This is a genomic window from Microvirga sp. VF16, assembly GCF_016864375.1.
Taxonomy (GTDB): domain Bacteria; phylum Pseudomonadota; class Alphaproteobacteria; order Rhizobiales; family Beijerinckiaceae; genus Microvirga.
In genome coordinates, this window is record NZ_CP069354.1 from 1,055,814 (window position 1) to 1,081,128 (window position 25,315).

Annotated in this window: 20 protein-coding genes; 14 read left to right on the forward strand and 6 right to left on the reverse strand. The window is 60.9% G+C overall.

The window, feature by feature from the left end; all coding sequences use genetic code 11:
- Positions 1 to 109 precede the first annotated feature (109 nt).
- The 3 genes from JO965_RS04955 to JO965_RS04965 form a co-directional block, all read right to left on the reverse strand.
- Entirely contained in the window at positions 110 to 919 is an 810-nt protein-coding gene (locus JO965_RS04955) for an MIP/aquaporin family protein (RefSeq protein ID WP_203442601.1), read from the reverse strand.
- A complete protein-coding gene (locus tag JO965_RS04960; RefSeq protein WP_203442602.1) occupies positions 909 to 2,225 on the reverse strand; it encodes a family 1 glycosylhydrolase in 1,317 nt (438 codons plus the stop codon). The genes JO965_RS04955 and JO965_RS04960 overlap by 11 nt, the downstream gene beginning before the upstream one ends.
- Before the next feature lie 204 nt (positions 2,226 to 2,429).
- The gene (locus tag JO965_RS04965) at positions 2,430 to 3,221 is read right to left on the reverse strand and encodes an alpha/beta fold hydrolase (protein ID WP_203442603.1); all 792 of its coding nucleotides are present in this window, start codon (positions 3,219 to 3,221) and stop codon (positions 2,430 to 2,432) included.
- A gap of 374 nt (positions 3,222 to 3,595) precedes the next feature.
- On the opposite strand from JO965_RS04965, the gene JO965_RS04970 reads away from it, so the two are divergent.
- The gene (locus JO965_RS04970; RefSeq protein WP_203442604.1) at positions 3,596 to 5,221 is read left to right on the forward strand and encodes a serine hydrolase; all 1,626 of its coding nucleotides are present in this window, start codon (positions 3,596 to 3,598) and stop codon (positions 5,219 to 5,221) included.
- Between the two features lie 114 nt (positions 5,222 to 5,335).
- Here JO965_RS04970 and JO965_RS04975 read toward each other — a convergent pair whose 3' ends face one another.
- Together JO965_RS04975 and JO965_RS04980 are read right to left on the reverse strand one after the other, a co-directional pair.
- A complete protein-coding gene (locus tag JO965_RS04975) occupies positions 5,336 to 7,204 on the reverse strand; it encodes a TRAP transporter large permease subunit (RefSeq protein WP_203442605.1) in 1,869 nt (622 codons plus the stop codon).
- 65 nt (positions 7,205 to 7,269) lie between these two features.
- Positions 7,270 to 8,322 carry a LacI family DNA-binding transcriptional regulator gene (locus JO965_RS04980; RefSeq protein ID WP_203442606.1) on the reverse strand — a complete coding sequence of 351 codons (1,053 nt, stop codon included), beginning with the start codon at positions 8,320 to 8,322 and terminating at the stop codon, positions 7,270 to 7,272.
- Positions 8,323 to 8,428: 106 nt separating this feature from the next.
- On the opposite strand from JO965_RS04980, the gene JO965_RS04985 reads away from it, so the two are divergent.
- The 5 genes from JO965_RS04985 (at position 8,429) to dapF (ending at position 13,761) form a co-directional block, all read left to right on the forward strand.
- The gene (locus JO965_RS04985; RefSeq protein WP_203442607.1) at positions 8,429 to 9,445 is read left to right on the forward strand and encodes a TRAP transporter substrate-binding protein; all 1,017 of its coding nucleotides are present in this window, start codon (positions 8,429 to 8,431) and stop codon (positions 9,443 to 9,445) included.
- A 94-nt stretch (positions 9,446 to 9,539) separates the two neighbouring features.
- Positions 9,540 to 10,079 carry a VOC family protein gene (locus JO965_RS04990; protein WP_203442608.1) on the forward strand — a complete coding sequence of 180 codons (540 nt, stop codon included), beginning with the start codon at positions 9,540 to 9,542 and terminating at the stop codon, positions 10,077 to 10,079.
- Positions 10,080 to 10,087: 8 nt separating this feature from the next.
- Positions 10,088 to 11,353, forward strand: coding sequence for a ribulose-bisphosphate carboxylase large subunit family protein (locus JO965_RS04995; RefSeq protein WP_203442609.1), 1,266 nt, complete (start codon positions 10,088 to 10,090; stop codon positions 11,351 to 11,353).
- Positions 11,354 to 11,372: 19 nt separating this feature from the next.
- Positions 11,373 to 12,656: a four-carbon acid sugar kinase family protein gene (locus JO965_RS05000; RefSeq protein WP_203444065.1), complete on the forward strand. Its 1,284-nt coding sequence runs from the start codon at positions 11,373 to 11,375 to the stop codon at positions 12,654 to 12,656.
- 289 nt (positions 12,657 to 12,945) lie between these two features.
- Entirely contained in the window at positions 12,946 to 13,761 is an 816-nt protein-coding gene (dapF, locus tag JO965_RS05005; protein ID WP_203442610.1) for a diaminopimelate epimerase, read from the forward strand.
- A gap of 131 nt (positions 13,762 to 13,892) precedes the next feature.
- Here dapF and JO965_RS05010 read toward each other — a convergent pair whose 3' ends face one another.
- A complete protein-coding gene (locus tag JO965_RS05010) occupies positions 13,893 to 14,837 on the reverse strand; it encodes a LysR family transcriptional regulator (protein WP_203442611.1) in 945 nt (314 codons plus the stop codon).
- Positions 14,838 to 15,001: 164 nt separating this feature from the next.
- Here JO965_RS05010 and JO965_RS05015 point away from each other — a divergent pair, with 164 nt between their 5' ends.
- The 8 genes from JO965_RS05015 to JO965_RS05050 all read left to right on the forward strand — a co-directional run bounded on the left by JO965_RS05015 (position 15,002) and on the right by JO965_RS05050 (position 25,247).
- A complete protein-coding gene (locus JO965_RS05015; protein ID WP_203442612.1) occupies positions 15,002 to 16,474 on the forward strand; it encodes a M81 family metallopeptidase in 1,473 nt (490 codons plus the stop codon).
- 80 nt (positions 16,475 to 16,554) lie between these two features.
- Positions 16,555 to 18,183: an amidohydrolase gene (locus JO965_RS05020; RefSeq protein ID WP_203442613.1), complete on the forward strand. Its 1,629-nt coding sequence runs from the start codon at positions 16,555 to 16,557 to the stop codon at positions 18,181 to 18,183.
- Positions 18,184 to 18,305: 122 nt separating this feature from the next.
- Positions 18,306 to 19,892 carry an ABC transporter substrate-binding protein gene (locus JO965_RS05025; protein WP_203444066.1) on the forward strand — a complete coding sequence of 529 codons (1,587 nt, stop codon included), beginning with the start codon at positions 18,306 to 18,308 and terminating at the stop codon, positions 19,890 to 19,892.
- 83 nt (positions 19,893 to 19,975) lie between these two features.
- Complete coding sequence (locus JO965_RS05030; RefSeq protein ID WP_203442614.1) at positions 19,976 to 20,911, forward strand: ABC transporter permease; 936 nt, start codon at positions 19,976 to 19,978, stop codon at positions 20,909 to 20,911.
- 9 nt (positions 20,912 to 20,920) lie between these two features.
- Complete coding sequence (locus JO965_RS05035; RefSeq protein ID WP_203442615.1) at positions 20,921 to 21,742, forward strand: ABC transporter permease; 822 nt, start codon at positions 20,921 to 20,923, stop codon at positions 21,740 to 21,742.
- The gene (locus JO965_RS05040; RefSeq protein ID WP_203442616.1) at positions 21,739 to 22,719 is read left to right on the forward strand and encodes an ABC transporter ATP-binding protein; all 981 of its coding nucleotides are present in this window, start codon (positions 21,739 to 21,741) and stop codon (positions 22,717 to 22,719) included. Before JO965_RS05035 ends, JO965_RS05040 begins: the two co-directional genes overlap by 4 nt.
- Positions 22,712 to 23,779 carry an ABC transporter ATP-binding protein gene (locus tag JO965_RS05045; protein WP_203442617.1) on the forward strand — a complete coding sequence of 356 codons (1,068 nt, stop codon included), beginning with the start codon at positions 22,712 to 22,714 and terminating at the stop codon, positions 23,777 to 23,779. The genes JO965_RS05040 and JO965_RS05045 overlap by 8 nt, the downstream gene beginning before the upstream one ends.
- On the forward strand, positions 23,733 to 25,247 hold the full coding sequence (locus JO965_RS05050; protein ID WP_203442618.1) for a succinylglutamate desuccinylase/aspartoacylase family protein: 1,515 nt from the start codon (positions 23,733 to 23,735) through the stop codon (positions 25,245 to 25,247). Before JO965_RS05045 ends, JO965_RS05050 begins: the two co-directional genes overlap by 47 nt.
- Positions 25,248 to 25,315: the final 68 nt, after the last annotated feature.

A 25,315-nucleotide genomic window follows, 5' to 3' on the forward strand; every position in this document is an offset into this window, starting at 1 on the left:
ATGCCTCGTACTTTAATGTGCGCATTGTCTAGTGCGGAAAACCGGATCCACTTTTCACTGGCGTGGCCCTTCGGGTCGCTGACGCAGCCCTTCGAGCCCGCACGATGCGCTAGACCTCAAGATGGAAATGGAACAGGCGGGCGACCGTCACGCGGGGCAGGTGGACAGCCTCAAGTCGGACGAGGCCAGCATACAAGACTGCTCCGAGCGAAGGCCCCACCATGTAGATCCAGGGGTCTATGGGTATATTGGCCACAAGAGCCGGTCCAAACGAGCGCGCTGGGTTTGCACTTGCACCGGAGATGGGAGCCTCCAGCCATACCAGGATCGAGAGGACGGCAGGCATGACGAGTGGGGTGAAGCGCTGTGTGCGAGGATGGGCCGCCGTGGTGAGGATGGCAAGAACGAGCAGAAACGTCACTCCAGCTTCGCCTAGCATGGCTGCCCAGGCGGGGACTTCTGGTCCCGGTTGCGTCGCGCCGAACGCAACGCTTTGCCCCATGGATCCCCAAGCCAGGAGAGGCATGGCACCAACCACGCTGCCGGCCAACTGGGCCAGGATGTAAAGAGCCGTATCGCGCCACGCCAACTTGCCCTCCAGCCAAAATGCAAGCGTTACGGCAGGGTTGATGTGCGCACCGCTGATCCGGCCGATGGGCGAGACGGCAATCAGGGCGCCGACCGATCCGAACAATCCTCCCGTCAGAAACAAGCGCAACCCTTCGGTAGGGATCAGCCTCGATCCCGGACTGCCCTGCCCGAACATGAGGATGACGACAGATACCCCGAACAGAACCAGCAAGCCCGTGCCGATGAACTCGGCCACATACAGAGCAGGGTGTAGCCGACCAGGAGGAAAGGGAGCGCCATGAAGTGGCTTGTCTTGGGCGGGCCGCACGGGCACGCGTTCATCCCGCATGATCGGTCATCGTCTGCGACGCCGTAGTGCCGCGGCGCAGGTCCTGAGCCGCTTCCTGCTGGGATATAGCTTGCGCACTGCCGGATTGGCTCGGCTGAATGATCGGAAGCGTGAGGCATACGCTCTGCGTCGGCAGAACTCTGCGCCATCTCTGGATCAGTTGCTGATAGGCCTTGCCGACAGGCCGGATATTGCGATCCAGATCATAAAGGCCAAGGGGATTCACTCGGCCATTGTCTTCACGCAAGGCCGTGTCCCAATCGACTTGATCCGTCAGCGAGTACCAAGTGAATCCGACGATAGGAACGCCGCTGTTGCGGACCCGCAGGACGTTGGCCCACTCCTTCCGCAACCAGATTGCCGCTTCATCACCGTTGGCACCCTGTGCCAAGTTCGTCTCGGTGTGCATGACCGGAAGTCGGTAGCGGTCGTAATATTGTCGGGTGATCTCGGCGTATCCGAAGATTTCTCCGGCCGCCCAGGTTCGCCCATCGGGCGCGACCCGATGTTCATTCGTGATGTAGTAGTCGTTCCCCATGATGCAGTGCTGCCGCAGATGGTGCGTCAGGAAGAACAGGTACTCGTCGCGCGTCATGCCATTGTCCAGAAGGAACTGGTACATCTCGGAGTCGACCCGGCGACCGTAGTTGAGATCGAGGGAGAGGAACCGGCGTGCGTTCAGGGTCTCGGCGTTCCCGATCGCATCGGGCTCGTCAGCATGGAAATATTCAGACGACTCGCTTTGAATGAAGATCGCATCGGGGCGGATCTCGAGGATTGCCGCCATGGCCAGGACATTCGCCTTCACGATGTGCTTGAGCGCCGTTACGAAGGCTGTGTCGTTGGCAAGCTGCTCATTCCACCAGCCATACGCCGCCGAGAAGGTGGCACAGACGAACATCTCGTTCACGGGCGTATAGAGCTGCACCCACGGAAATCGTTGCGCAAAAGCGCTGGCGTACTCGGCGAACAGGGTCGGAAAATCGGGGTTTTGGAAATTGCCGATCCAGTCCGGCACTCCGAAATGGCAGAGATCGACGATGGAGACGACGTCGAGGGTCTTGAGTACACCGAATGTCTCGTCCGGAAAGCTCCAGTCATACCGGCCGTGACCGAGCCAGACGCGGTGGATCGGCGGCCCGTAGCGCAGGTAGCGGATGTCGAGTTCCTGAAGGAGCTCGAAATCCCTCCGCCAGTGCGTGTAGTGGCCGCACTTGTCCATCTCGTCGACGCGGGCGCTGCCGTTCTTGATCGTCGGATAGCTGTTCTCGATACCGGTCGCAAACATGAACCAGGGAGCTGCCATCGCGGGCCTCCAAGCAGGGCCCACCAAAGCCCCTCGATCAAAGGGGTCAGGCGAACTCGCCCGACCGACGCAGGATACTGGTCTCTCATGAAATCATACGTTGATTGCGGGCCACCGCAAAGGCGCGCAGCAGTGGCCGGCTGCCTCAAATGGCGTACTCCGACCGATAGAGAGGTCGAGCGAGAGCTCAACCAGCTGCGCCTCTCACAGGCGGGGGGGCCCGCTCCCGGTACGGAGGCACCTCCGGGCGACGAAGCTCCGGATCGCCATCTCGACCTCTTGCGCAGCCTCAAGCGGGAGGAGATGTCCGGCTCCCGCAATCTCGATATGGGTGGCGTCGACCAAGCGGGACATGACGTCGGCAGCGATCACACGGGGCGGTATGACCGGGTCATCGCTCCCGCCCAGCACCAGAACTGGACAGGCAACTCGCTTGGCTTGTGCCGTAATGTCCTCGCGGCTGCCCTGCGCGAGCCACCAGCGCCAGGCCTCGGGCGAAGTCAGGAGATTGTCTTCAATGCAGATCGCGACGTCTTCTGCCAGGATGGGGCGCCGCGTGATCGTGCGAATGGTTCGCTCCGCCGATGTCCGGTCGCCATGCGTTGCGAGCAGGCGGGTTCGTTCTTTCTCGTCCATCGGTTCAGGCGAGGGAGGTGAGGGGGCGACAAGAACGAGTCCTGCCAGCTCTAAAGGGTTCGCGGCCGCGCAGGCGAGCGCTAGCTTGCCTCCCATTGAATGGCCAACCAGAACGTAGTTCTCAAGACGAAGCTCACCGATGAACTGAGCGACCGCCTGGGCCACCGAGTGCACGCTGTAGGCGGGCAGCGGCGCCGAACGACCGAAGCCGGGCAGGTCGATGCACAGGCATCGGCTGCTGCTCGATAGCTCTCCGGCAACATGGACCCATGACCGCAGGGAGCCGGCAAAATAGTGAAGGAAGATCAAGGCAGGGGATCCGCCGCCTTGATCTTCGAGGTGAAGCGCAGATTCGCTCATGCTCCCACCGCCATTCATGCAAGCCCTCGTGCCGTCCTATCGCTCTGATAGGACCGACAGAACGGCGGGGGCCCACGAAGAGTGGATCATTTGCGGTGCACAGCCAACGGCTATTGCGTGGAGGCGTTTCGGGCCTGGCCGCTTCCAGAAGAAGATCAAAAGTCTAGTTCGGCATATGAGCAGACCGTCAAAGGCCACGCTTCAGGCCTTTTTGACCGAACGCGGAAATTTCGGAATGTAAGAGTGCGCGCGACGACAACATATCGGAGGCGTTGTTGGGAGCAAGTTGGGATCTCGCCCATAGGCGCGCCAGCGTCGAAGAGCACGTTGTGTTATAAGAGTGATAACCGCGTCCATCGGCGGAGGACTCTGCTATGATGATGACCCCATGCCGGAGCCGTCGAGCCGTGCCGGCCGGCTTGCCCGCAAAGCCACGAGCCTTCGATGCCGTGGGCATCATGCGGCCACTCTTGCTCGCCGTAGCGCTGGCCATTCTAGCCAGTCAGGATGTCGCGAAGGCTGCGGAGCCGTCAGAATCTGGACCAGCATTAGGGACGCGGATCCAGGCGCTGATCCCGGAAATCGAGACCTATGCTGAAGGCGGGATGAAGGCCTTCGACTTGCCCGGTCTCGCCCTCGGGATCGTCGCCAATGATCGTCTCGTTTACGGCAAGGGTTTTGGCGTACGAAGCAAGACCGGTGGGGAGCCGGTCGATACGCGCACGGTCTTCCAGATCGGCTCGACCACCAAGGCATTTCTCGCCACGACCCTGGCCATCACGGTCGATCGCGGCAAGCTGCGTTGGGACGAGCGCATCGTCGATCTCGATCCGGAATTTCAGCTCAAGGATCCCTGGGTGACCCGCGAGTTTCGCGTCTTCGACCTGCTTGCTCAGCGCTCCGGACTACCGCCCTACGCAAACGACGCACTCGGGCTGTTGGGTCTCGCCGAACCGGCATTGATCCGTTCCCTCCGCTATGTCGAGCCGGTTTCAAGCTTCCGGTCGACCTTCGCCTATACCAACATCACCCATCTTTTGGCCGGCCGCGTTGTGGCGAAGGCTGCGGGCGCTGCCGACGGGGACACGGTTCTCCGTCAGGAGCTGCTCGAGCCATTGGGGATGACAAACTCGTCCTACACGGCCGAAGCTATCGAAGCCGCGGCCAATCATGCAAAGGGCCACCGTTGGACACCCGATGGCACGATCGAGGCGCCGTTCACACAACTTTTCCCGTACGATTTCGGTGGAGCCGGCGACATCAACTCCACCATCGACGATATGGCGTGCTGGGTTCGATTGCAGCTCGGTAATGGCACTTTCGAGGGGCGCCGCATCGTCTCGCCGGAGAGCCTCGCCTTTACCCGCACGCCGAAAGTCGCGATCTCCGACAAGCTGTTCTACGCGCTGGGTTGGATCATCCAGCAGACGCCGAATGGCAATATCGTTTGGCATAACGGGGGAACGGCAGCCTTTGGTGCCTATGTCGGGATGGTGCCTGATAAAAATATCGGCGTGATCATCCTCACTAACGAAACGAACGTCGGTTTCCCGGATGCAATCGGGCAGTGGATTCTGGACCTCATTCTTGGCAACGCCAAAGTGGATCATGTTGCTGATGCGTTGAAGGCGGCAAAGGCCAATTTCGGGACTGCCGCCAAGCAGTTTGCCAAGTCCGAGAATCCACGGCCATTCCCACCGCTCGCACCACTGGCCGGGAGTTTCGCCAACCCAAGCTTCGGCAAGGCGGTGGTGGTAGTGGAAGGCGATGCGCTTGTCATCGAGCTCCAAGCGACCGGCGCGAAGCTGCGACTTGAGCCTTGGGATGGGGATGTTTTCACGGCACGCATCATGCCGAATGGCCGGTTTGCGGCGATGGCCGACAATCTTGGTCCTCTGCCGAACGGTTTCGTTCAGTTTCAGATCGATAAGAATGCCAAGCTTAATTTGCTCCGCCTCTCCTTCGATGACGGACAGGCCTATGAGTTCCATCGTGAATAGCAACTAAGCGGACACGTGGAAATAGCCCGACCTGGCGCATCGTGCGGAAAAGCGGATTCGGTTTTCCGCACGATGTGCTCTTCAAAAAGTGGACCCACTCTTGGGCCCGATGCTCTAGAGATAAGCAATCGACAGGGCCGGGATCATGGCGATGACGAGAAGACCGATGAAAAGCGCTCCGATATAGGGCCAGATGGCGCCCATGGCCTCGTCCGGCGAGACGTTGCCGATCTTACAGGCGATATAGAAGCCGATGCCGATGGGCGGCGCCATCAGGCCCACATTCATCGCGGTTACGACCACCATGGAATAATGGATGTCGTTGATGCCGAGATTCTTCGCGATCGGGAACATGATCGGCGCCATCAGCACGATGGCCGGGAGGCCTTCGAGCACGCAGCCGAGCACCATGAAGACGGCAATCGTCACCAGCATATAGGTGATCCAGCCGCCCGGCAGATCTGTGACCAACGAGGCCATCTTGAAGGCGAAGCCGGTCTGCGTCAGCGCCCAGGCCATGGCGGAGGCTGTGCCGAGAATGACCAGAATCGCACCCGAGAGGGCGGCCGTCTCGACGAGCATATCGTAGATCTTGCCGGGCCGGATGCCGCCATAGAGCACCATGCCGATGATCATGGCATAGAGCACGGCGATGGTGGACACTTCCGTTGCCGTGGCGACGCCGCCGCCGACGGCGCTGCGGATCAGGAAGGGCAGCACGAGTGCCGGAGCCGCGACCGCCAACGCTTTGCCGACGACGCGAAGAGGAGCCCGCCGGATGCCGTCCATCACCTCGCCGCGGGCCTTCCAGCGCGCGAGGATGGCAAGGCCGACGAGCAGCACCATGGCGATGACGAAGCCCGAGGTGAACAGGCCGGCGATGGAGACGCCGGCGACGGAGCCGAGCACGATCAGCACGATGGAGGGCGGCACCGTATCGGCCATGGCAGCACCGGTCGCGAGCAGGGCTATCATCTCCTTCGGCTTGTGGCCGCGCCGCTTCATTTCCGGAAAGAGCGCCGGCGCGACGGTGGCCATGTCCGATACCTTGGAGCCGGAGATGCCGGAGACGAGGAAGAGCGAGCCCAGCAGCACATAGGACATGCCGGCCTTCACGTGTCCGAGCAGCGATGCAAGGAACTCGACGATCGCCCTGCCCATGCCGGTGGCATCGAGAATGCAGCCTAAGAGCACGAAGATCGGAACCGACAGGAGGATGAGGCTCGACATGCCCTCGTCGATGCGCCCGATCATCACCATGGTTGGCACGGAGCTGGTGAAGGTCAGGAAGGTGAGCGCGCCGAGCCCGAAGCAGAAGGCGATCGGCACGCCGACGGCGAGGAAGAAGGCGACGAAACCGACGAGGAAGATGAGAATATTGATGTGGCCGAGGGAGGGCAAGGATGGGGAGACGAGCCACAGCAGCGCGCCCGCAACCGCAATCGTCGCCGCTGCCGCGATGATCTCGGATATCCTGGCGGCGCGCAAGGTTTCCCGGAGCGCCAGCAGCGCCATCAAGCCGATGCCGACCGGGAGAGCGGCGACGCGCCAGCTCATGGGAATGTTGAGTGCGGCCGACGTGATGAAGGATTCCTCGATCACGTAGTCGATGGCAGGCCACAGCATGCCGATGAGAAAGACCGCGACGAGCAACGGTCCCAATGCGCCGAAAAAGCCGCGCAGCTTCTCCGGAAACATGTGCAGGAACAGGGTCAGGCGAAGGTGCTCGTTGCGGTCGATGGCGATGACGGCGCCGAGCATGGCAAGCCAGAGGAAACAGAAGGCGGCGGCCTCATCGATCCACACGATAGGGAGCGAAAACACATAGCGCGACGTCACGCCCATCAGAAGTAGCCCAATGATCGCGACAAGGATGGCAGAAGCGATCATCTCAATAGGCTTGAGGAGAGCCGAACCGCTTTTAAGGCCAGTCGGCATGTCCTCGATTTCGCCGATGGCGATGCTCTCTGTTGCCATGGTCATTGTCTCCTCCGTCGTCTTGGGCTGTGTCTGCTGCTTTTGTTCTTCGTTGGTGTAGATGGTCGCTGTCAGGGAAGATTTTCCCTGAAGACGACCTCGACCCGCATGGGATCGGGCGGGCTGAGTTTTTGCCCCTCCCGCAGGTCGCGGAACAGGGCGGCGCATTTCGCGATGGTGTCTTCGGCGCTCTGGGTGATGACGGCATCCATCGTGCCGTCGAGAAGGAACTCGCGGGTGTCGCTCGTTAGTCCGTGACCGACGAAGACGACGCTCTTCTCGCGCCGCGCATCTTTAAGCGCACGGCCGATGCCGGAAGCGCCGCCGCCGATATTGTAGATGCCATCGAGATCGGGATGGTGGGAGAGGAGCGCCCTCATCTGACGGTAATTGAGCGCCTCGTCGTCATGTCCCTCGCGCAGGCCGACGACCTCGATGTCGGGATAGAGTTCCTGCAGGATGTCGAGGAAGCCCATCTCGCGCTCGCCATGGGCGCGGTAGCTCAGGCTTCCTGCGATCATGGCGACCTTGGCGGGACGCTTGCTGATGAAACGCGCCAGAAGATAGCCCGCCATGCGCCCGGCGGCCCGGTTGTCGAGGCCGAAATAGGCAGTGCGGGTCGGGCTCGCCACGTCGGAGATCAGCGTCACCACCGGCGTGCCGGCAGTCGTGATGCGGTTGACGGCCTCGCGCACCATTGGATGCTCGATGGCCATGAAGGCGATGCCGTCGGCGTGCTTGGCGTGACGATGCAGCGCCTTCGCGAGCAGGTCGGGATTGAAGCTGTCGATGTACTCGACCGTGGGCTTGAGCGAAAAGCGTTCGAACTGCGGCACCATCTCGTTGATCATGCGGCCGAGCATGGTGATGTAGCGGTTGGTGCCTTGGGGCAGGATGAAGGAGATCTGAGCCAGCGGGCGCACGTCCCGGATCCGCTCGTCGCTCTCGTCCACATAGCCAAGCTCTGCCGCAGCCTTCATGACCCGCTTGACCGTCGCCGCCTTCACGCCCTGCCGGCCGTTGAGGACCCGGTCGACGGTGGCTGTCGAGACATCGGCAAGCCGCGCGATGTCCACGATGGTGGCGCGCCGGCTGAGAGAGGGATTGTCGACCAGGATACTCATGATATTACATCAAAATACATCAAAATTTTGATTTGACTGCATCATTAATATGACTGATTTTTTCATTGGGAAAGAGCAAAACCATCTTTTTGGGAGAAAATACGCCATGACCATCAGCCGCAGGACGCTTCTCAAGGGCATCGGGGCAGCCCCGGCCGCCGTCAGCCTGTTCTCGATCCCGCGCTACGCTCACGCCGCCGAGATCACGCTGCGCTACGGCAACAACCTGCCGCTCAGCCATCCGCTCAATATCCGCGCCAAGGAAGCCGCCGACCGGATTGCGAAAGAGACGAACGGTCGCGTCGAGATGCTGATCTTCCCGGCCAATCAGCTCGGCGGCGATACAGACATGCTCTCCCAGGTGCGCAACGGCGCTCTGACGTTCTTCACGCCTTCCGCGCTGGTGATCGCGACCCTCGTGCCAGTGGCGGCGATCAACGCGGTCGGTTTCGCGTTCAAGGATTACAATCAGGTTTGGGCCGCCATGGACGGTCCTGTCGGGGCCTTCGTCCGCAAGGCGATCGCCGATTCCCGGCTGCATGCGCTCGAGACCATGTGGGACAACGGCTTCCGCCAGATGACGACGAGCGGCGCGCCGATCAAAAGCGCGGACTCGATGAAGGGCCTGAAGATCCGCGTTCCGGTGAGCCCGATCAGCATCTCTATGTTCTCCGGCCTTGGTGCTGCGCCGGCGAGCCTGCAGTTCAGCGAGGTCTACACCGCCCTGCAGACCAAGGTGGTCGATGCGCAGGAAAATCCGCTGCCGATCATCCAGGTGGCGAAGCTCTACGAGGTGCAGGCGTCATGCGCGCTCACGAACCATATCTGGGACGGCTACTGGTTCATTGCCAACGGCCGCCAATGGTCTGGCATGCCGGCCGATGTGCAGGAGATCGTCTCGCGCGCCATCAACGAGGCGGGTCTGAAGCAGCGCGAAGACATCAAGATGCTCAACGAATCCGTGCAGGCCGATCTTCAAAGTAAGGGGCTGGCCTTCAACCAATGCGACACGGACAGCTTCCGTGCGAAGCTGCGCGAGGCCGGCTTCTACAAGGAGTGGAAGCAGAAATTCGGTCCCGAGGCCTGGGGCCATCTCGAGAGCGTGGTCGGCACGCTCGCCTGACCAACGTCGCGGGATTCGATGCAGCCCATCGGATCCCTTCTTTCCCCGGGCGCGGTTCAGGATGCCGCGCCCTCATCAAAGCTGCAGGTAGGATATGAGCCGATTTCTCGGAGAGATCAGGCAGGCGGGCTACGTTGTCGACGACATCGAGGCCGCCATGGATTATTGGTCGCGCGTTCTCGGCGTCGGCCCGTTCTTCTACAAGGAGCAGGTGCCGATCGTGAACTACACCTATCGGGGTGAGAGCTACCGGCCGCACAATTCGGTGGCGCTTGCCAATTCCGGTCCGCTCCAGATCGAGCTCATCCAGACCCGCAACGATGCGCCCTCCATGTATCGCGACTTCAAGCAGGCCGGACATCGCGGCCTGCAGCATGTCGCTTACTGGACCGAGAGCTATGATGCCGATCTCGAGCGGCTAATGAAGCAGGGCTTCGCTCCCGTGATGAGCGGCGAGGTCGGCGAGCGCGGCCGCTTCGTCTATTTCGACACCGAGTACCACCCGGGCACCGTGATCGAGCTGTCGGAAGTGGCGGGGCCGAAAGGCAAGATGTTCCAGCTGATCAGGGAGGCCTCGGAAGGCTGGGACGGGCGCGATCCCGTTCGGCCATTCCCTGATCTCTCGCAGCTTTGAGACCCGCCATGTCGGACGCACATTACGAGGCGACCTATCTCGTCGAAACGCCGCTGCCGCTCGAGAGGGTGGCCGAGGTCATGGCCGGGGAGCAATCCTGCGGCACCTTCACCCGCGTCGAAGGCGAAACCGACGAACTGCGCGCTCGCGCCCGCGCCAATGTCGTCACGATCAGGGATCTGGGTGAGGTTGCGCAGCCTTCCGTCCGGAGTGCTTGGCTCGGCCGCAAGGATGTGTCGGCGCCTTCCCGCCGCGGCGAGGTGGTCGTGCGCTTCCCGGTTGCGAATGTCGGCGTCAACCTCTCGACGCTCGCCGCGACCGTGGCCGGCAATCTCTTCGATCTCGGCGAGGTGACCGGCCTGCGGCTCGAAGCCCTCAAGCTGCCCGGCGCCTACCGGAAGGCTTATGCGCTGCCCCGCCAGGGCATTGCAGGAACGCGCCGGCTGACCGGCGTCGCGCGGGGCGCGCTCATCGGCTCGATCATCAAGCCGAATGTCGGACTGCGGGCAGAAGAAATCGCGTCTCTGGTGGAACGCCTCTGTGCGGCCGGACTCGATTTCATCAAGGATGACGAGATCGCCGCCAACCCGGTCCATGCACCTCTGTCAGTGCGCATCCCGGCCGTCATGGCTGCCGTGCGTCGCCATCGGGACAGGACTGGCAAGCATGTCATGGTTGCCTTCAACATCACCGACGAGACGGACGCCATGCGCCGGCATGCGGATCTGGTGGCAAGCGAGGGCGGAACCTGCGTCATGGCGAGTCTGAACTGGTGCGGCTTTTCCGCTGTCGAGACCCTGCGATGTGGCACCGATCTCGTCATCCATGGCCATCGCAACGGCTATGGCGCCTTCTCGCGTCATCCCGCGCTCGGCATCGGCTTCCAGGCCTATCAGACGCTCTGGCGTCTCGCTGGCGTCGACCACATGCATGTGCATGGTCTGGGCGGAAAGTTCGCGCAGGCCGACGAGGAGGTGGTGGACAGCGCAAAGGATTGCCTGACACGGCTTTGCGACTCGGACGATCGCGTCATGCCCGCGTTTTCCTCCGGGCAATGGGCCGGAACGGTGGAGCAGACCTATCGCGCCGTGAACACCTCCGACCTTCTCTTCATGGCTGGTGGCGGGATCATGGCCCATCCTGGCGGACCAGCGGAGGGTGTGGCCAGCATCCGCGAAGCCTGGCGGATCGTGGAAACCGGCGAGAGCGTGAACGGCGCCCGCACGCAGCATCGTGCGCTCACCGATGCATTCGGCTTCTTCGCGAAGCATTAAACGGACGGAGGCTGCCGTGATGCCGTCCTACGGATGGTACGGAGACGATTTCACGGGCGCGACGGATACGCTCGCGACTCTGGCGCGGCGCGGCCGCCGCGCCTTTCTCTTCCTGCGCATGCCACAGGCACAGCAACTGGCGCAGGTCGGAGATCTCGACGCCGTCGGCATTGCGGGTGCGGCACGTACGATGTCGCCGGAGGAGATGCGGACCGAGCTCGCGCCGGTCGGCGCGTTCTTCCGCGATCTCGGCATCCGCATCCTGCATTACAAATGCTGTTCGACCTTCGACAGCGCGCCGGAGCTCGGAAACATCGTGGTGGCCGCTGCGATCCTACGTGAATATGTGACGCACGAAACCGTTGCCATCGTCGGCGGCCAACCATCGCTCGGACGATACTGCGCCTTCTCCAACCTATTCGCGTCCTTCGGTGCCGGCGGCGACGTCTTCCGCCTCGACCGTCATCCAACCATGAGCCGGCACCCGGCAACGCCGATGAAAGAGGCCGACCTGCGGCACCATCTCGCGGCTCTCGGCATGACGGATATCGGAGCCATTCACTGGCCTCTGCTGATCGGTGATCCAGAGGCCCTTGTCATGGAATGGCAGCGTCTGTCCCAGGCGGCTGCTACTGTGCTGCTTGATGCGCTCGACGGGCGGCATGTGGATGCGATCGGCCGCCTGCTCCGAACCGAGAGCCAGCAACAGTCGCTGCTGGTTCTCGGGCCCAGCAGCGTCGCGCAAGCCTTTTTCGAGGAGCGAGAGCCGGTGGCGAGCCCGATGCCGGTTTCCACGGATGGGCCTGTACTTGCCTTCGTGGGAAGCCTCTCGCCGACGACCAGGGCGCAGATGGCGGCCGCACAGTCTTACAGGCGCCTCGCCGTCGATCCTGCCAGCATCCTGTCCAGCGCCGACGCGCGTGAGCGGATCGTTGCGAAGGCCGTGGCCATGCTAGCCCGGGGCGAGCATGTCATGCTCTCAACGGCTCCCGAGATCGGGGATGCCCCTCACGTTGCGGCTGCCAGTCTCGCGGAGGTGAGCGCGTCGCTCGTCGATGCGATCCTGCGGCGTCATCCCGTCCGTCGATTGGCAGTCGCCGGCGGCGACACGTCGAGCCGCATCGTTGGCCGTCTCGGCTATTGGGGGCTCGGTTATCACAGCCAGATCAGCAGCGGCGTCGCCATCAGTCTGGCGCGCAGCGACGATGCATCGAGAGATGGCATGCTCGTGATGCTCAAAGGCGGCCAGATGGGCCACGAACAGTTGTTCGAGTCCTTCCTGGAGAATAATGCGGGCCGGTGAGCAGGAGCGCTCGTTTGCGTTTCTCTATATACTGACGAAGGTCCGCAATGAACACAGCATCGCGTTGCCCGTGCTGAAGAGCAGGTTAGGAGTTGCGATATCTCCGGCGTGACAAAAGCTCCGTGAGGTAAACTATTGTCTAGGCCGGAAGAAAAGGCGGCAGCTTGACGTGCTGCAGGGAGGAAATCACTGTTCAACCTCCGGTCGGTGTCAGGTCGGTTCCGTTACTTCTTGTATAGTGTACATTGCCTTGGCCGACTTTCCTCCCAGTGGACGCCCATTCCTGAAAATGCACGGCCTGGGCAACGATTTCGTTGTCGTTGATGGCCGCCAGGAGCCTTTCCGGCCCACGCACAAGGAAATCCGCTGGATCTGTGATCGCTATGTGGGCGTCGGTGGCGACCAACTGCTGGTGGTCGAAACGCCCTCGGCGGCAGGTGCGGACGCCCGGATGCGAATTTACAATATTGATGGTGTCGAGGCACAGACCTGCCTGAACGCAACCCGGTGCGTTGCGTGGCTTCTATTGAGCGAGACTGGTAGCGACCATGTGGTTCTGGAAACGCTCGGAGGACGAGTCGAAGCCGCGCGTGATGGTGAGTATGGGGTCGCCTTGCGTGTAGCGGCTCCCAAATGGGACTGGCAGAGCATCCCCCTCACATACAAGGCTGACACGCTCGCCCTTGATCTGGTTTCAGGCCCGCTCACACAGCCAACTGCGGTGAATGTCGGCAATCCTCACCTCGTCTTCTTTGTCGCGAGCCGTGACGAGGTCGATGTCGGGCGCTGGGCTCCTGCAATCCAGAACAATCCCATGCTTCCCGAGGGGGCCAATGTAGGCATTGCGGAGCTGGCGGCGCCGGATCTGATCCGTCTGGTGGTGTGGGAGCGCCCGGGCATTTTGACCCGTGCCTGCGGCAGCGGAGCATGCGCGGCCGTGCTCGCGGCCCGGCGCCGCGGACTTACACGGGATAACCGGATCACGGTTGATATGCCAGGGGGGCGATTGCAGGTCGAAGTCCATGATGACGACAGCATTACCCTGATTGGGCCGACAGCCGTCGCATTCTCTGGTGTGCTTCCGGTTGATTTGAGGACCGCGTGACGCTCATGAGCCCCGTCGTCGTAGGGGGTGAGGGTGCAAGACGTTTCCTACGATGCAAGGGTGATGCAGGCAGGATCTTCAACAATTCCCGATCAGTCCTGCGGCGAGTGCCGGCGATCTTGTCCAAGCAGTTAAATGGCATAAAGCGTTCTGGTATTGCCATCGAGGCGCTCCTGCACCTGTCGCTGGATATTCGCGATCGCCTCTGTGCAACTCTCTGCGAAAGCATTGAGAGAATGGGGGCTGCTCGTGTTCTGGTTCTTGTGCAGACGTACCGTATAGGGAATTGAGAACGACAGACGGCGCATCTCCACACCCTGATTGAGGCAATGCATTGCGCTGATCGGGTTGATGATCGACACCCCGACGCCTAACGACACCAGAGAACAGACCGATGCCGCCGTGGACACTTCCATTCTCAGCCGACGGGTCACCCCATGCTCGCGAAAGACATTGTCCAGCTTGCGCCGATACATATCCTCGGCCGAGAAGTAGATGAAATCGACGCCTTCGAAGTCGGCAGGAGCCAGAACCTCCTTTTGGGTGAGCGGATGCCCTTTGGGCGCAATGCAAACCTGCTCACCGGCGACGACGCTGGTTGAGACCCATCCATCAAAGCCAAGATCAGCCTCGACGATGCAGAGGTCGTAATGCTGAGCGGAGATGCCGGTGGCCAGGACCGTGTTGCCAAGCGCATAGATGCTCAGGCGGATGGATTCGTTATCCTGGACGAAGTCCCGACATAGGGGAGGGAGGAGGGTCGTGCTGTAGGCGGGCATGCACACGATCTTGATATGGGAGGAGGCATTGGCACGAATGGCCTCGGCGGTCCGCCCGATCTCCTCTAGCCCGACAAAGGACCGGCGTACCTCGCGGTGCAGTGAAATCGCCGCCTCGGTCGGAACAAGAGATCTGCCTTTACGGACGAAGAGCTGAAAGCCAAGGGAATGCTCGAACTCCTTGAGCTCCCGGCTCACGGTCGGCTGTGAGGTGCGCAGAGTGATGGCGGCCTGCGTCACGCTTCCGGCCAGCATGACGGCATGGAAGATCTCTATGTGTCTAGGAGATATCGTCACACTTATTGCGCCTTATATCAAAAATGAATGAATTGAGCAGAAGTTGATATTTGAAGAAAATTTTCGCCTTTGTCACCATCTATCGAAATTGGTCGCGCTAAGCACCCGAGAGAGGTGGGCGATAATGGCCGGTGAGGGGCTAGGGCTATGGGGAGTGGAGCGATATGACTAACCGCGTTCTTGTGGCGGAGTTCATGCACGAGACGAACACGTTCAGTGTTCAAGTGACCGACGAGAACGCCTTCAGAAACAGCTGCTACTATCTCGACAACGATATTCCTGGCGCGTTCGCCGGCACACGCACCTCGATGGGAGCCGCGTTCGAGGCGGCCGGGAAATACGGTTGGAGGGTAGTCCACCCCATAGTGACCTCGGCCAACCCGTCCGGCCGCGTGACGGATGCTTTCTTCGACGCCGTATCGGAGCGGATTCTCAGCGCCTGCGACGGAGTAGACGGGGTTCTGTTGCATCTGCACGGCGCGATGTCGACGCAGTCGCACGATGACGGCGAAGGAGAACTGCTTGCCCGCATCCGCTCCCGGGTTGGCGCGGAAACGCCGATCATCGCTGTACTGGACCTGCACGCGACATTGACGCAGAAAATGGCTGACAATGCCAATGCGCTCATTTCCTATCGGACCTATCCGCATGTCGATCAGTACGAGCGGACTTGGCAGGCCGCAGAGCTTCTCGAAAAGGCTATGGCGGGAGAGGTGACGCCGAAGGTCGCAGTGTCTCGCCGGCCGATCCTGTATGCGCTGGACGGTGGGCGCACCACCTCGCCACCCATGGTGGAACTTCTGCGCCGCGGTGACCGGATCGAGGCTGCTGGACAAGCCCTCGCGGTGAGCATCCAAGCCGGCTTCTCGTCGGCCGACGTCCACGACATTGGCCCGTCGGTTGCGGTGACAGCTAACGATCTGGCAGCAGCGCAGTCCATCGCTGACGAGCTGATGGATTATGTGTGGGATCAGCGGGCGTTTTCGTCCATCCAGTTCACGCCGCTGGACGTTGCCATCGCGAAGGCCAAGGCCGACGAGAAGGGCGCCGACAGACCTCTCATCATCGCGGATTACTCGGACAATCCCGGCTCCGGCGCCTACGGCGATGCGACCCGCCTTCTCAAGGCCGTGCTCGACGCGGATCTGCAGAATGTCGGCTTCCACGCCATCTGTGATCCCGAAGCCGCCCTGCAGGCTCAGGCAGCGGGTGTCGGCAACAGCGTCACTCTCAAGCTCGGAGGTAAGGTCGATCCTTCTATGGGCGGTGGTCCCATTGAGATAACGGCCTACGTGGCGGCTCTGACAGACGGCAGCTTCATCGCCTATGGGCCGATGGGCGGCGGTGCACGACGCAACTACGGCCTGAGCGCCCTGTTACGCGTCGGTGGTATCGAGATCATCGTGATCAGCTATAACGGGCAGGCAACGGACCTTGGGCAGTTCACGTCGCTCGGGGTCGATCCGACCCGCAAATCGACGGTCATCGTCAAATCGATGCAGCATTTCCGCGCCGCATTCGAACCGATCGCCCGGGAGGTGATCGAGGTCGATACCGGGGCATTGTCCACGCGAAACTTCATGGACCGGCCATACAAGAATATCCGCAGGCCCATCTGGCCTCTCGATGCACTATGACCGATCCGCTCTGCTCGTCCGGACGGAGCTCTGCTGCGGGCGGATGAGCACCCAGGAACGCACTTAAGGAGAAAGCCGCCGTGTCGCCAAGAGCAGATGTTATTTTGCAGAACGGTCCGATCTGGTGCGGACGAGAGGAAGGAGTGGCCGAGGCCATCGCAATCTGGCAGGGGCGGGTCCTGGCTGTTGGACGGCAGAGCGAAATTGCGCCGCTTATTGGTCCAAAGACGCGTGTGATCGACCTGAATGGCCGCCTGGCCACGCCAGGACTCAACGATTCGCATCTGCATCTCGTTTCCCTTGGTTTCATGATGAGCTGGGTTGATGCGACGCCTGCGGCGGCACCGAGCCTGGATGCGCTTCTCTCCGGAATTCGGACACGCGCTGCCAAGACCCGTCCAGGCGAATGGATCCTTGCTCGCGGCTACGATCAGACCAAGCTCGACGTGAAGCGTCATCCATACCGAACCGAGCTTGATGAGGCCGCACCTGACAATCCCGTCATGCTCGTGCGCGCATGCGGTCATATATCGATCTGCAATTCGCGTGCGCTGGAACTCGCAGGGATCAACGAGAATTCTTCTGCCCCGCCCGGAGGTCTGATCGAGCAGCGCAACGGCAGTCTCACCGGTCTCCTGGCCGAGAATGCCCGTGGGCCTGTCTGGGCCGTCATTCCGTCGCCGACGGAAGACGACCTGGTTGCTGCCATTGAGCGCGGCGGCCGCTATCTCCTGTCCTACGGCATCACGAGCTGCATGGATGCCGCGGTCGGCCAGCGAGGGGGCTTTGCGGAAATCGCCGCCTATCACCGAGCCAAGCGGGAAGGCCGGCTGCCTGTCAGAACCTGGTTGACCCTGCTGGGAGATCCTGATCGCACCATCGTGCCTCAGTGCTACGAGGCAGGTCTGATTTCCGGCACAGGCGACGACATGCTGATGATCGGCGCCGTCAAGTATTTCCTCGATGGTTCTGCAGGCGGTCGTACGGCATGGATGTCGAAACCCTATCTCGGCGAGGATCAGACGACGGGCATCAAGATTCTGACGGATGATGAACTCAATGAGCTCGTCATGGATGCTCACGTCAAAGGATATCAGCTTGCATGCCATGCGATCGGCGATGCTGCAATCGAGCAGCTGATTACCGCCTATGAGCGCGCTCTTGCCGCGATCCCCGATCCGGATCGACGCCACCGCATCGAGCATTCCGGATTCTCAACGCCCGAGCAGCATCGGCGCATGCTCAAGGCCGGCATCTATCCCTGCCCGCAACAGGTCTTCATCTATGATTTCGGTGATGCTTATGTGTCGGTGCTCGGGGAGGAGAGGGGACTGAGCAGCTATCCCTTCAGGACTTGGTTTGATCTGGGCCTGAAACCCGCAACGGGAAGCGATGCGCCCGTGTGCGATCCCAATCCATTCCCCAACTTCTACAGCATGCTCACACGCAAGACCTGGAAGGGCACCGTCATGGATGCCCACGAGCGTGTCACGATCGAGGAGGCTCTTCAAGCATTCACCGAATTTGGGGCATTCTCGCAAAAGCTGGAAAACACCAAGGGGCGTCTTGTCGAAGGGCAGCTCGCCGATGTCTCTGTATTCTCCCGCAATCTCTTGACTGCGACGCCCGAGGACATTCTTGACAATACGTACTGCGATCTTACGATCCGAGGAGGTGCGATTGTTTATGATCGTCTTGGCGTGACTTAGAAAACGAAGAGGGGCGCGCCCAGATAGTGGATTGCACTTGCAACGGAATACTCGAGACCGAGCGGTTCGGCAGCAGCCGGTTATGCCGCGAGGCTCGTCGTCATGAGGGAGGATCAACCGTGTTGAAGAAGTTCATCGCAACAACAGCGCTTGCTTTGGTTATCGGTGGCGTTGCCGAAGCGCAGACACCGCGTCAGGGCGGCACGATCCGCTTTACGGCACCGTATGGCTCAAGTTTCGCAAATCTCGACATCCATACATCGAACCGGGCCCAGGACGAGATCTGGGCGAAGGCGATCCACCGCGCGCTTTATAATTGGGATGCAAATGCCAACAAGCCGGTTCTCGAACTGGCCAAGGAGGTCACAGTCTCTGGCGATGGCCTCGTATACACGTTCAAATTGCGCGACGACGCGTTCTTCCACAATGGTCGCAAGATGACGGCCGGCGACATCATCTGGACCTTCACGCGCCTGATGGATGGCGCGAAGGGCTATCCCGGTGCGCGCTATGTGCGTATCATCAAGGGGGCGATAGACGTAGAGAAAGGTCAGGCGAAGGAGATTTCCGGCCTGAAGAAGATCGACGATCAGACCCTTGAGATGACGTTGACCGAGAAAGTCGACCCAGGTTTCAACTTTTACCAAGCCATGACGTCGATCTATCCAGCGGACGAAGCATCGAAGGACAGTTTCGCGACAAAGCCGATTGGCCTCGGTCCCTACAAGTTCGTCGAATACGTCCCCGGCTCCCGTCTTGTCGCGGAGCGCTGGGAGAAGTTCTACAAGCCGGGCAAGCCCCATGCCGACCGGGTCGCGATCTCGATCATGGGCGAGGCCTCGGCCCGCGATGTCGCCTTCCGCAACAAGGAGATCGATGCCTCGATCCTGGGCCCGACGCAATACATCGCCTACAAGGCCGACCCGGAATTGTCGAAGGGGCTTCTCGAGGTCCCCGAGGTCTATACACGTGTCATGGGCATGAATCCGAACTTCAAGCCCTTCTCGGACAAGCGCGTTCGCCAAGCCATCAACCATGCCATCGATGCCGATCTCATCATCAAGCGTCTTGTGAAGGACAAGGCCTACCGCGCAACCAGCTGGCTTCCGATATCCTCTCCCGCCTACGATAAGGATATGAAGCCCTACGCCTATGATCCTGAGAAGGCGAAGAAGCTTCTCGCCGAGGCGGGATATGCGGAAGGTTTCGAGTTCGAGTGGACTGCGACCTCCAATGAGAGCTGGGGTATTCCCATCGTCGAGGCGGTGATCCCGATGCTGGAAAAGGTGGGCATCAAGGTCAAGATCAAGCCTGTCGAGGGAACTGTTCTGTCTGAAGTCGCGCGCAGCGGCAACTATCAGGCCTTCATCTGGTCGAACACCTCCGGACCGGATCCGCTGACCTCGCTCAAGTGCTTCCACTCGGCGACACCGCAGACGGCCTGCAACTACACGCAGTTCAAGAACGCCGAGTTCGACAAGCTACTCGATGAAGCCGCAGCGACGGACGATCAGGCCAAAAGGCTCGGCAATCTGAAGAAGGCGAATGCGATCCTCCGCGAGGAAGTCCCGATGTGGTGGTTCAACTATAACAAGGCCGTCATGTCCTATCAGCCCTGGCTGAAGGGGCTGCAGCCGAACGCGACGGAGTTGGCGATCCAGAACTATGAGGACATGTGGGTCGATGCATCGTCGCCTGCTGCCAAGTAAGCTGCGTTTGAGCTGACGCTCACTTCTGAAATGCAGTTCCTGACGCTCCCGGGTTTCTCGTGGGGCGTCAGGTGGAGTTTTGAATGCTCTCCTTCATCGTGCGGCGTCTGCTGCAGACATTGCCCATCATTCTGGCCGTGGCGGCTCTCGTCTTCGTGATGTTCAGCGTCATTCCAGGAACCTTCGCGTCGAGCATGAGCGACGACGGCCGCAGTGTGCTGGATGCCGAGGTCATGGCGCGCATGAACAAGGAATTCGGACTTAACGATCCGGTCTATGTCCGGTTCGGCAAGTACGCTGCCCAGCTCGCAACCTTTGATCTCGGCACCTCTTTCCGTACCAGGCAGCCCGTCGCGAGCGTCATCGCCGAACGCTTGTGGCCGACCGCGCAACTCGCATTCGCCGCCATGCTGTTTGCCATGATCGTCGGTGTCCCCCTCGGCTTTATCGCGGCCTTGCGACCAGGGAGCTGGATTGACACCCTTTCCATGGTCGGCGCCGTGTCGGGCCTGTCGCTGCCAAAATTCTGGCTCGGCCTGATGCTGATGTACCTGTTCGCTCTGGTGCTGGGCTGGCTCCCGAGCTTCGGCTATGGCGGTGGCGACCTACGCTACCTCATCCTGCCATCCATTGCCCTTGGTGTCGCGCCACTGGCGTTGTTGGCCCGGACGACCCGGGCGGCCGTACTCGAGATCATGAATGCCGATTTCGTGCGCACGGCACGCTCAAAAGGCATGAGCGAGAGCAAAGTCGTTCGCTGGCACCTGACGCGCAACGCACTGGTCATTATCCTCACGACCATCGGACTCCAATTCGGTACGGTCATCGGACAGGCCGTGGTCGTCGAGAAGCTGTTCTCCTGGCCCGGCCTCGGTTCACTGCTCGTCGACAGCGTCACCTTGCGGGACATTCCTGTCGTGCAGGGCTCGATTCTGGTGATCGTCCTGCTCTTTCTCCTGATCAATACGCTCGTCGATGTCCTTTGCGCTGTCATCGACCCGCGCATCAAGTATAGCTGAGGTGGCGACATGAAGATCAGAGCCAACCTCTTGATCGGCGGCATTCTTTTCTCGACGGTGGTGATCACGGGTCTTCTCGCTCCCTGGCTTGCCCATACCGATCCGGTGATGGATGCGAACCTGATGTATGCGGAGGAACCTCCAGGATCGGAATTCTGGTTCGGAACCGATGCGCAGGGTCGCGATATCTACAGCCGTGTTCTGTATGGCGCCCGTATCTCGCTCACTGTCGGTATCGTCTCTCAGCTTATCAACACCGTCATCGGCGTGTGCCTGGGGCTCTCCGCCGGCTATTGGGGCGGGTGGTGGGACGATTTCGTCAACGGCTTGACCAATATGATGCTGGCGATTCCATCGTTGGTTTTCGCCCTCTCCATCATGGCGATCCTCAATCCAGGCCTGACCAGCCTGCTGATCGCGCTGGGGCTTACGAACTGGTCGTTTACCTGCCGTCTCGCGCGGGCGTCGGCATTGTCCTTGAAGAGTCAGGGCTACGTGCAGGCGGCCAAGGTCCTGGGTTACAGCGACATCCGGATCATGTTGACTCAATTGCTGCCGAACATGCTCGGACCGATCATCGTCATCGGGACGCTCGGTATGGGAGGAGCGGTCCTGGCTGAAGCGGCATTGTCCTTCCTGGGCCTCGGAATCCGACCGCCGTTCCCAAGCTGGGGAAGCATGCTCTCCGATGCTCGCGACCAGATCACCACGGCTCCTTGGATCTCCATTTTCCCAGGGCTTGCGATCTTCGTGACGGTTTTGGGGTTGAACCTGCTCGGTGACGGACTGCGCGATATCCTCGATCCTCAATCGCGGACACGACGCGCATGAGCGGGAAACCTCTCCTCGAAGTCGAGAACCTTCGGATCGACCTGACGGTTGGTGATACGAAATTTCCGGCTGTCCAGGATGTGTCCTTCGCCATCGGGCGTGGGGAAACCTTCGGCCTCGTCGGCGAATCCGGCTGTGGCAAGAGCATCACGTCGCTTGCCCTGATCGGTCTTCTGCGCCATCCGCTCGGCATCGGAGGTGGAACGATCCGCTTCGATGGCCGGGAGATCCAGAGCCTTTCGCCCGGAGAGATGCGCAAGCTGCGCGGCAACCGCATCTCGATGATCTTCCAGGAGCCGATGACGGCGCTTAATCCACTCTCGCCGATCGGCAGGCAGATCGCGGAGATGTTCGTGCTGCACAAGGGAGCGACCTGGAAGGAGGCGGAGCGGCTGTCCGTCGAGGCTCTTGCGAGCGTTCGGGTGCCTGCTCCCGAGCGGCGGGTCAAGGATTACCCGCATCAGCTGTCGGGAGGCATGCGACAACGAGTCATGATTGCCATTGCCTTGGCGTGCGAGCCCGATCTTCTGCTCGCCGACGAGCCCACCACAGCCCTCGACGTCACAGTGCAGGCCGAGATCCTGGACTTGATACGCGAACTCTCTGCCGCTCGGGGCACGGCCGTGCTCATGATCAGTCACGATCTCGGTTTGATTGCAAATATGTGCCGCCGGGTCGGGGTCATGTATGCCGGGCGTCTCGTGGAAGAGCGCTTTGCGGATGAGGTGTTTCAAAGTCCGAGCCATCCCTATACGAGTGGGCTCGTCGCTTCTCTTCCACTGCTCGGCGCACGCGCGAAATATGGACGGCAACGACTCAAGGAGATCGCGGGCGTCGTCCCGCCCGTGGCGGCGTTTCCGGCTGGGTGCCGTTTCAACCCACGCTGTTATGCAGCCACCGATCTCTGCAGAGTTGCCGATCCCGATGTGACATGCCTCGCCAATGGCGGCCTCGTTCGGTGCCATCATCATGAGTAATCTGTCGGACGATACGATCCTGAGGGTCGAGAATCTCGCTGTCCACTTTCCTGTGGGGGGAGGCTTCCTGGGCAAGCCGCGACGTCATCTACACGCGGTCGATGGCGTCGATCTTGAATTGAAGCGCGGCGAGTGCCTTGGTCTTGTAGGCGAGTCCGGCTGCGGAAAATCCACGCTTGCGCTTTCAATCCTCGGTCTGCAGCAACCGACCCGGGGAAGGGTCATCGTGGACGGTCACGAGGTTGCAGATGGCCTCGACCGTACGGCCCGGGCTCGGATCACCCAAATGGTGTTCCAGGACCCTTACTCCTCCCTCAACCCGCGCCAGACGGTTCGGAAGACGCTTGAGATGCCTCTTCGCGTTCACGGCATCAAGTCTGCGAGCGAGATCGATGATCGTATCGGCGATATGCTGAAGCGGGTGGGGCTACGGCCGGAATCCGCGGAGCGCTACCCGCACGAGTTTTCCGGAGGTCAGCGGCAGCGCATCGGCATCGCCCGCGCTCTCATCCTCGAGCCAAAGATCGTGATCCTCGATGAGCCAGTCTCCGCACTTGACGTCTCCATCCGGGCACAAATCATCAATCTGCTGCTCGAACTGAAGGAAACCCTGGGACTCTCCTATATCATGATCAGCCATGATCTCGGCGTCGTCGAGCACATGAGTGACCGGGTGGCGGTGATGTATCTCGGCCGCATCGTCGAGACCGGTTCCTGGGAAACGATCTTCAGCAATCCAGGGCATCCCTATACCCGTGCCCTGATCGCCGCGATCCCGGATCCTTTCAAGCGAGGAAGCGGCACGAAGATCACGGGAGAAATTCCGAACCCGCTCGACCCGCCGACAGGGTGCGGCTTCCATCCGCGTTGTCCGGACATGCGCGAAATCTGCCGCACACCACCGACGCCGGAGTTGGACGAGGTCGCGCCGGGTCATTCCGTCCGCTGCCGAAGAGTGGGGGAACTCTTCAGCCCCAAGCACATGCCAGAACAAACCTATGGAATGCTTCCCGATGGCTCACATCCCGACAGTTTCCGTCCGCGTGTCCCGATCGGGTGAGAATCCGTCGTCCGGCATTCTCAGCATCGGCGACTGGAGCATTCCGTGCACCGTCGGATCCGACGGGCTGGCCCAGGCAACGATCAAGCGAGAAGGGGACAAGCGGACCCCGATCGGTGTTTTCCCCTTGCGCTACGGCTTCTTCAACGCCGCTGCGCAGCCTGATTTCCCGCGCGACCTGGCCTTTCCCTTCGTTCCCCTGACATCCGAGATGATCTGGGAGGAGGGCGGTGGAAACTACAATCGCCTCGTCTTCGCAATTGGCGAAGAGCGTGTTGACGACAGGCTTTCCCGTTCGCGAGATGAGCGCTTGTTCGATGTCATCGTCCCGATCGGCTTCAACGACGCAGCGCCAGAATTCGGACGCGGCAGCGCGCTGTTCATCCATGCGGCGCGAAGCGATATGAAAGGCACGGCCGGGTGTATCGGCATACCGCAGGAGAAGATGCCGGAGTTCATCCGCCGCCTGACGCCCGGTATGGTCATCGATATCGGCTACATGGAAGAAGCGCACGACGAGGCGCGAGGTCCGGATGATCCGTTGGAAACGGTACGTTTCATCGGGCTGCAGCCGGGGCCGAAACTGATCGTTATGGGCGCCGTGCATGGGAACGAGCCCTGTGGACCTCAGGCTATACTGCGAGCCATCGCCGACTGTCGTGCCGGGCGCCTGAAGATCCGCCGAGGTGAAGTGACTTTCGTCCCGGTTGCAAACCTCAAGGCCTATCGTCAGCGCACGCGCGAGGGAGACCGCAATCTCAACCGAGACCTGCGTGATAAGCCCGTGCCGGAGGACTACGAGGACAGGGTCGGCAATAGAATTTGCACTCTGCTCCGGGAGCACGACGTGCTACTGGATGTCCACTCTTTCCGTGGCGACGGCGAGCCCTTCGTCTTCGCAGGCCCCTCGGACAACTTCGGCGCCATTGAACCGTTTCGGTATGCACAAGCTGAAGGCGAGCTCGCTGTCCGTCTCGGTACTGAAACTGTTATCCATGGATGGCTTGAGGTCTACGACCGTTTTCTCAAAAAGCGGGCGAGCCTTGGCTACGCCAACCCGACTAACGCCGAAGGTGTTGGCTCCACGGAATACATGCGCTTCGCCGGTGGATATGGTGTCACCCTGGAATGCGGACCGCACGATGACCCTGCCTCCGCCGAGGTTGGGTACGAGGCCATCCTGAATGCGCTGGCTCACTTGCAGTTGATCGACGCACCCAAGCCATGTGTTTCCACGCGCAAAGCCATCCATATCATTGATGTCCTTGTTTGCGAGGTCGAGGGCGACCGGCTTGTGAGCCGGTGGAAGACTGGTGATACCGTCGGAGCGGGACAGGCCCTGATTATGCGGGCTAATGGGGAAATAGTCATCGCACCGCGTGCGGGCTTTATCATCTTTCCCAACGAGAACGCGAAACCCGGTGATGGGCTCTGTTATTTTGGCGTTGCGAGTGAACGTACCTTCTAGCGCATCGTGCGGACCCAGAGGGCCGCGTCAGCGAAAAGTGGATCCGGTTTCCCGCGCCGACCGATGCC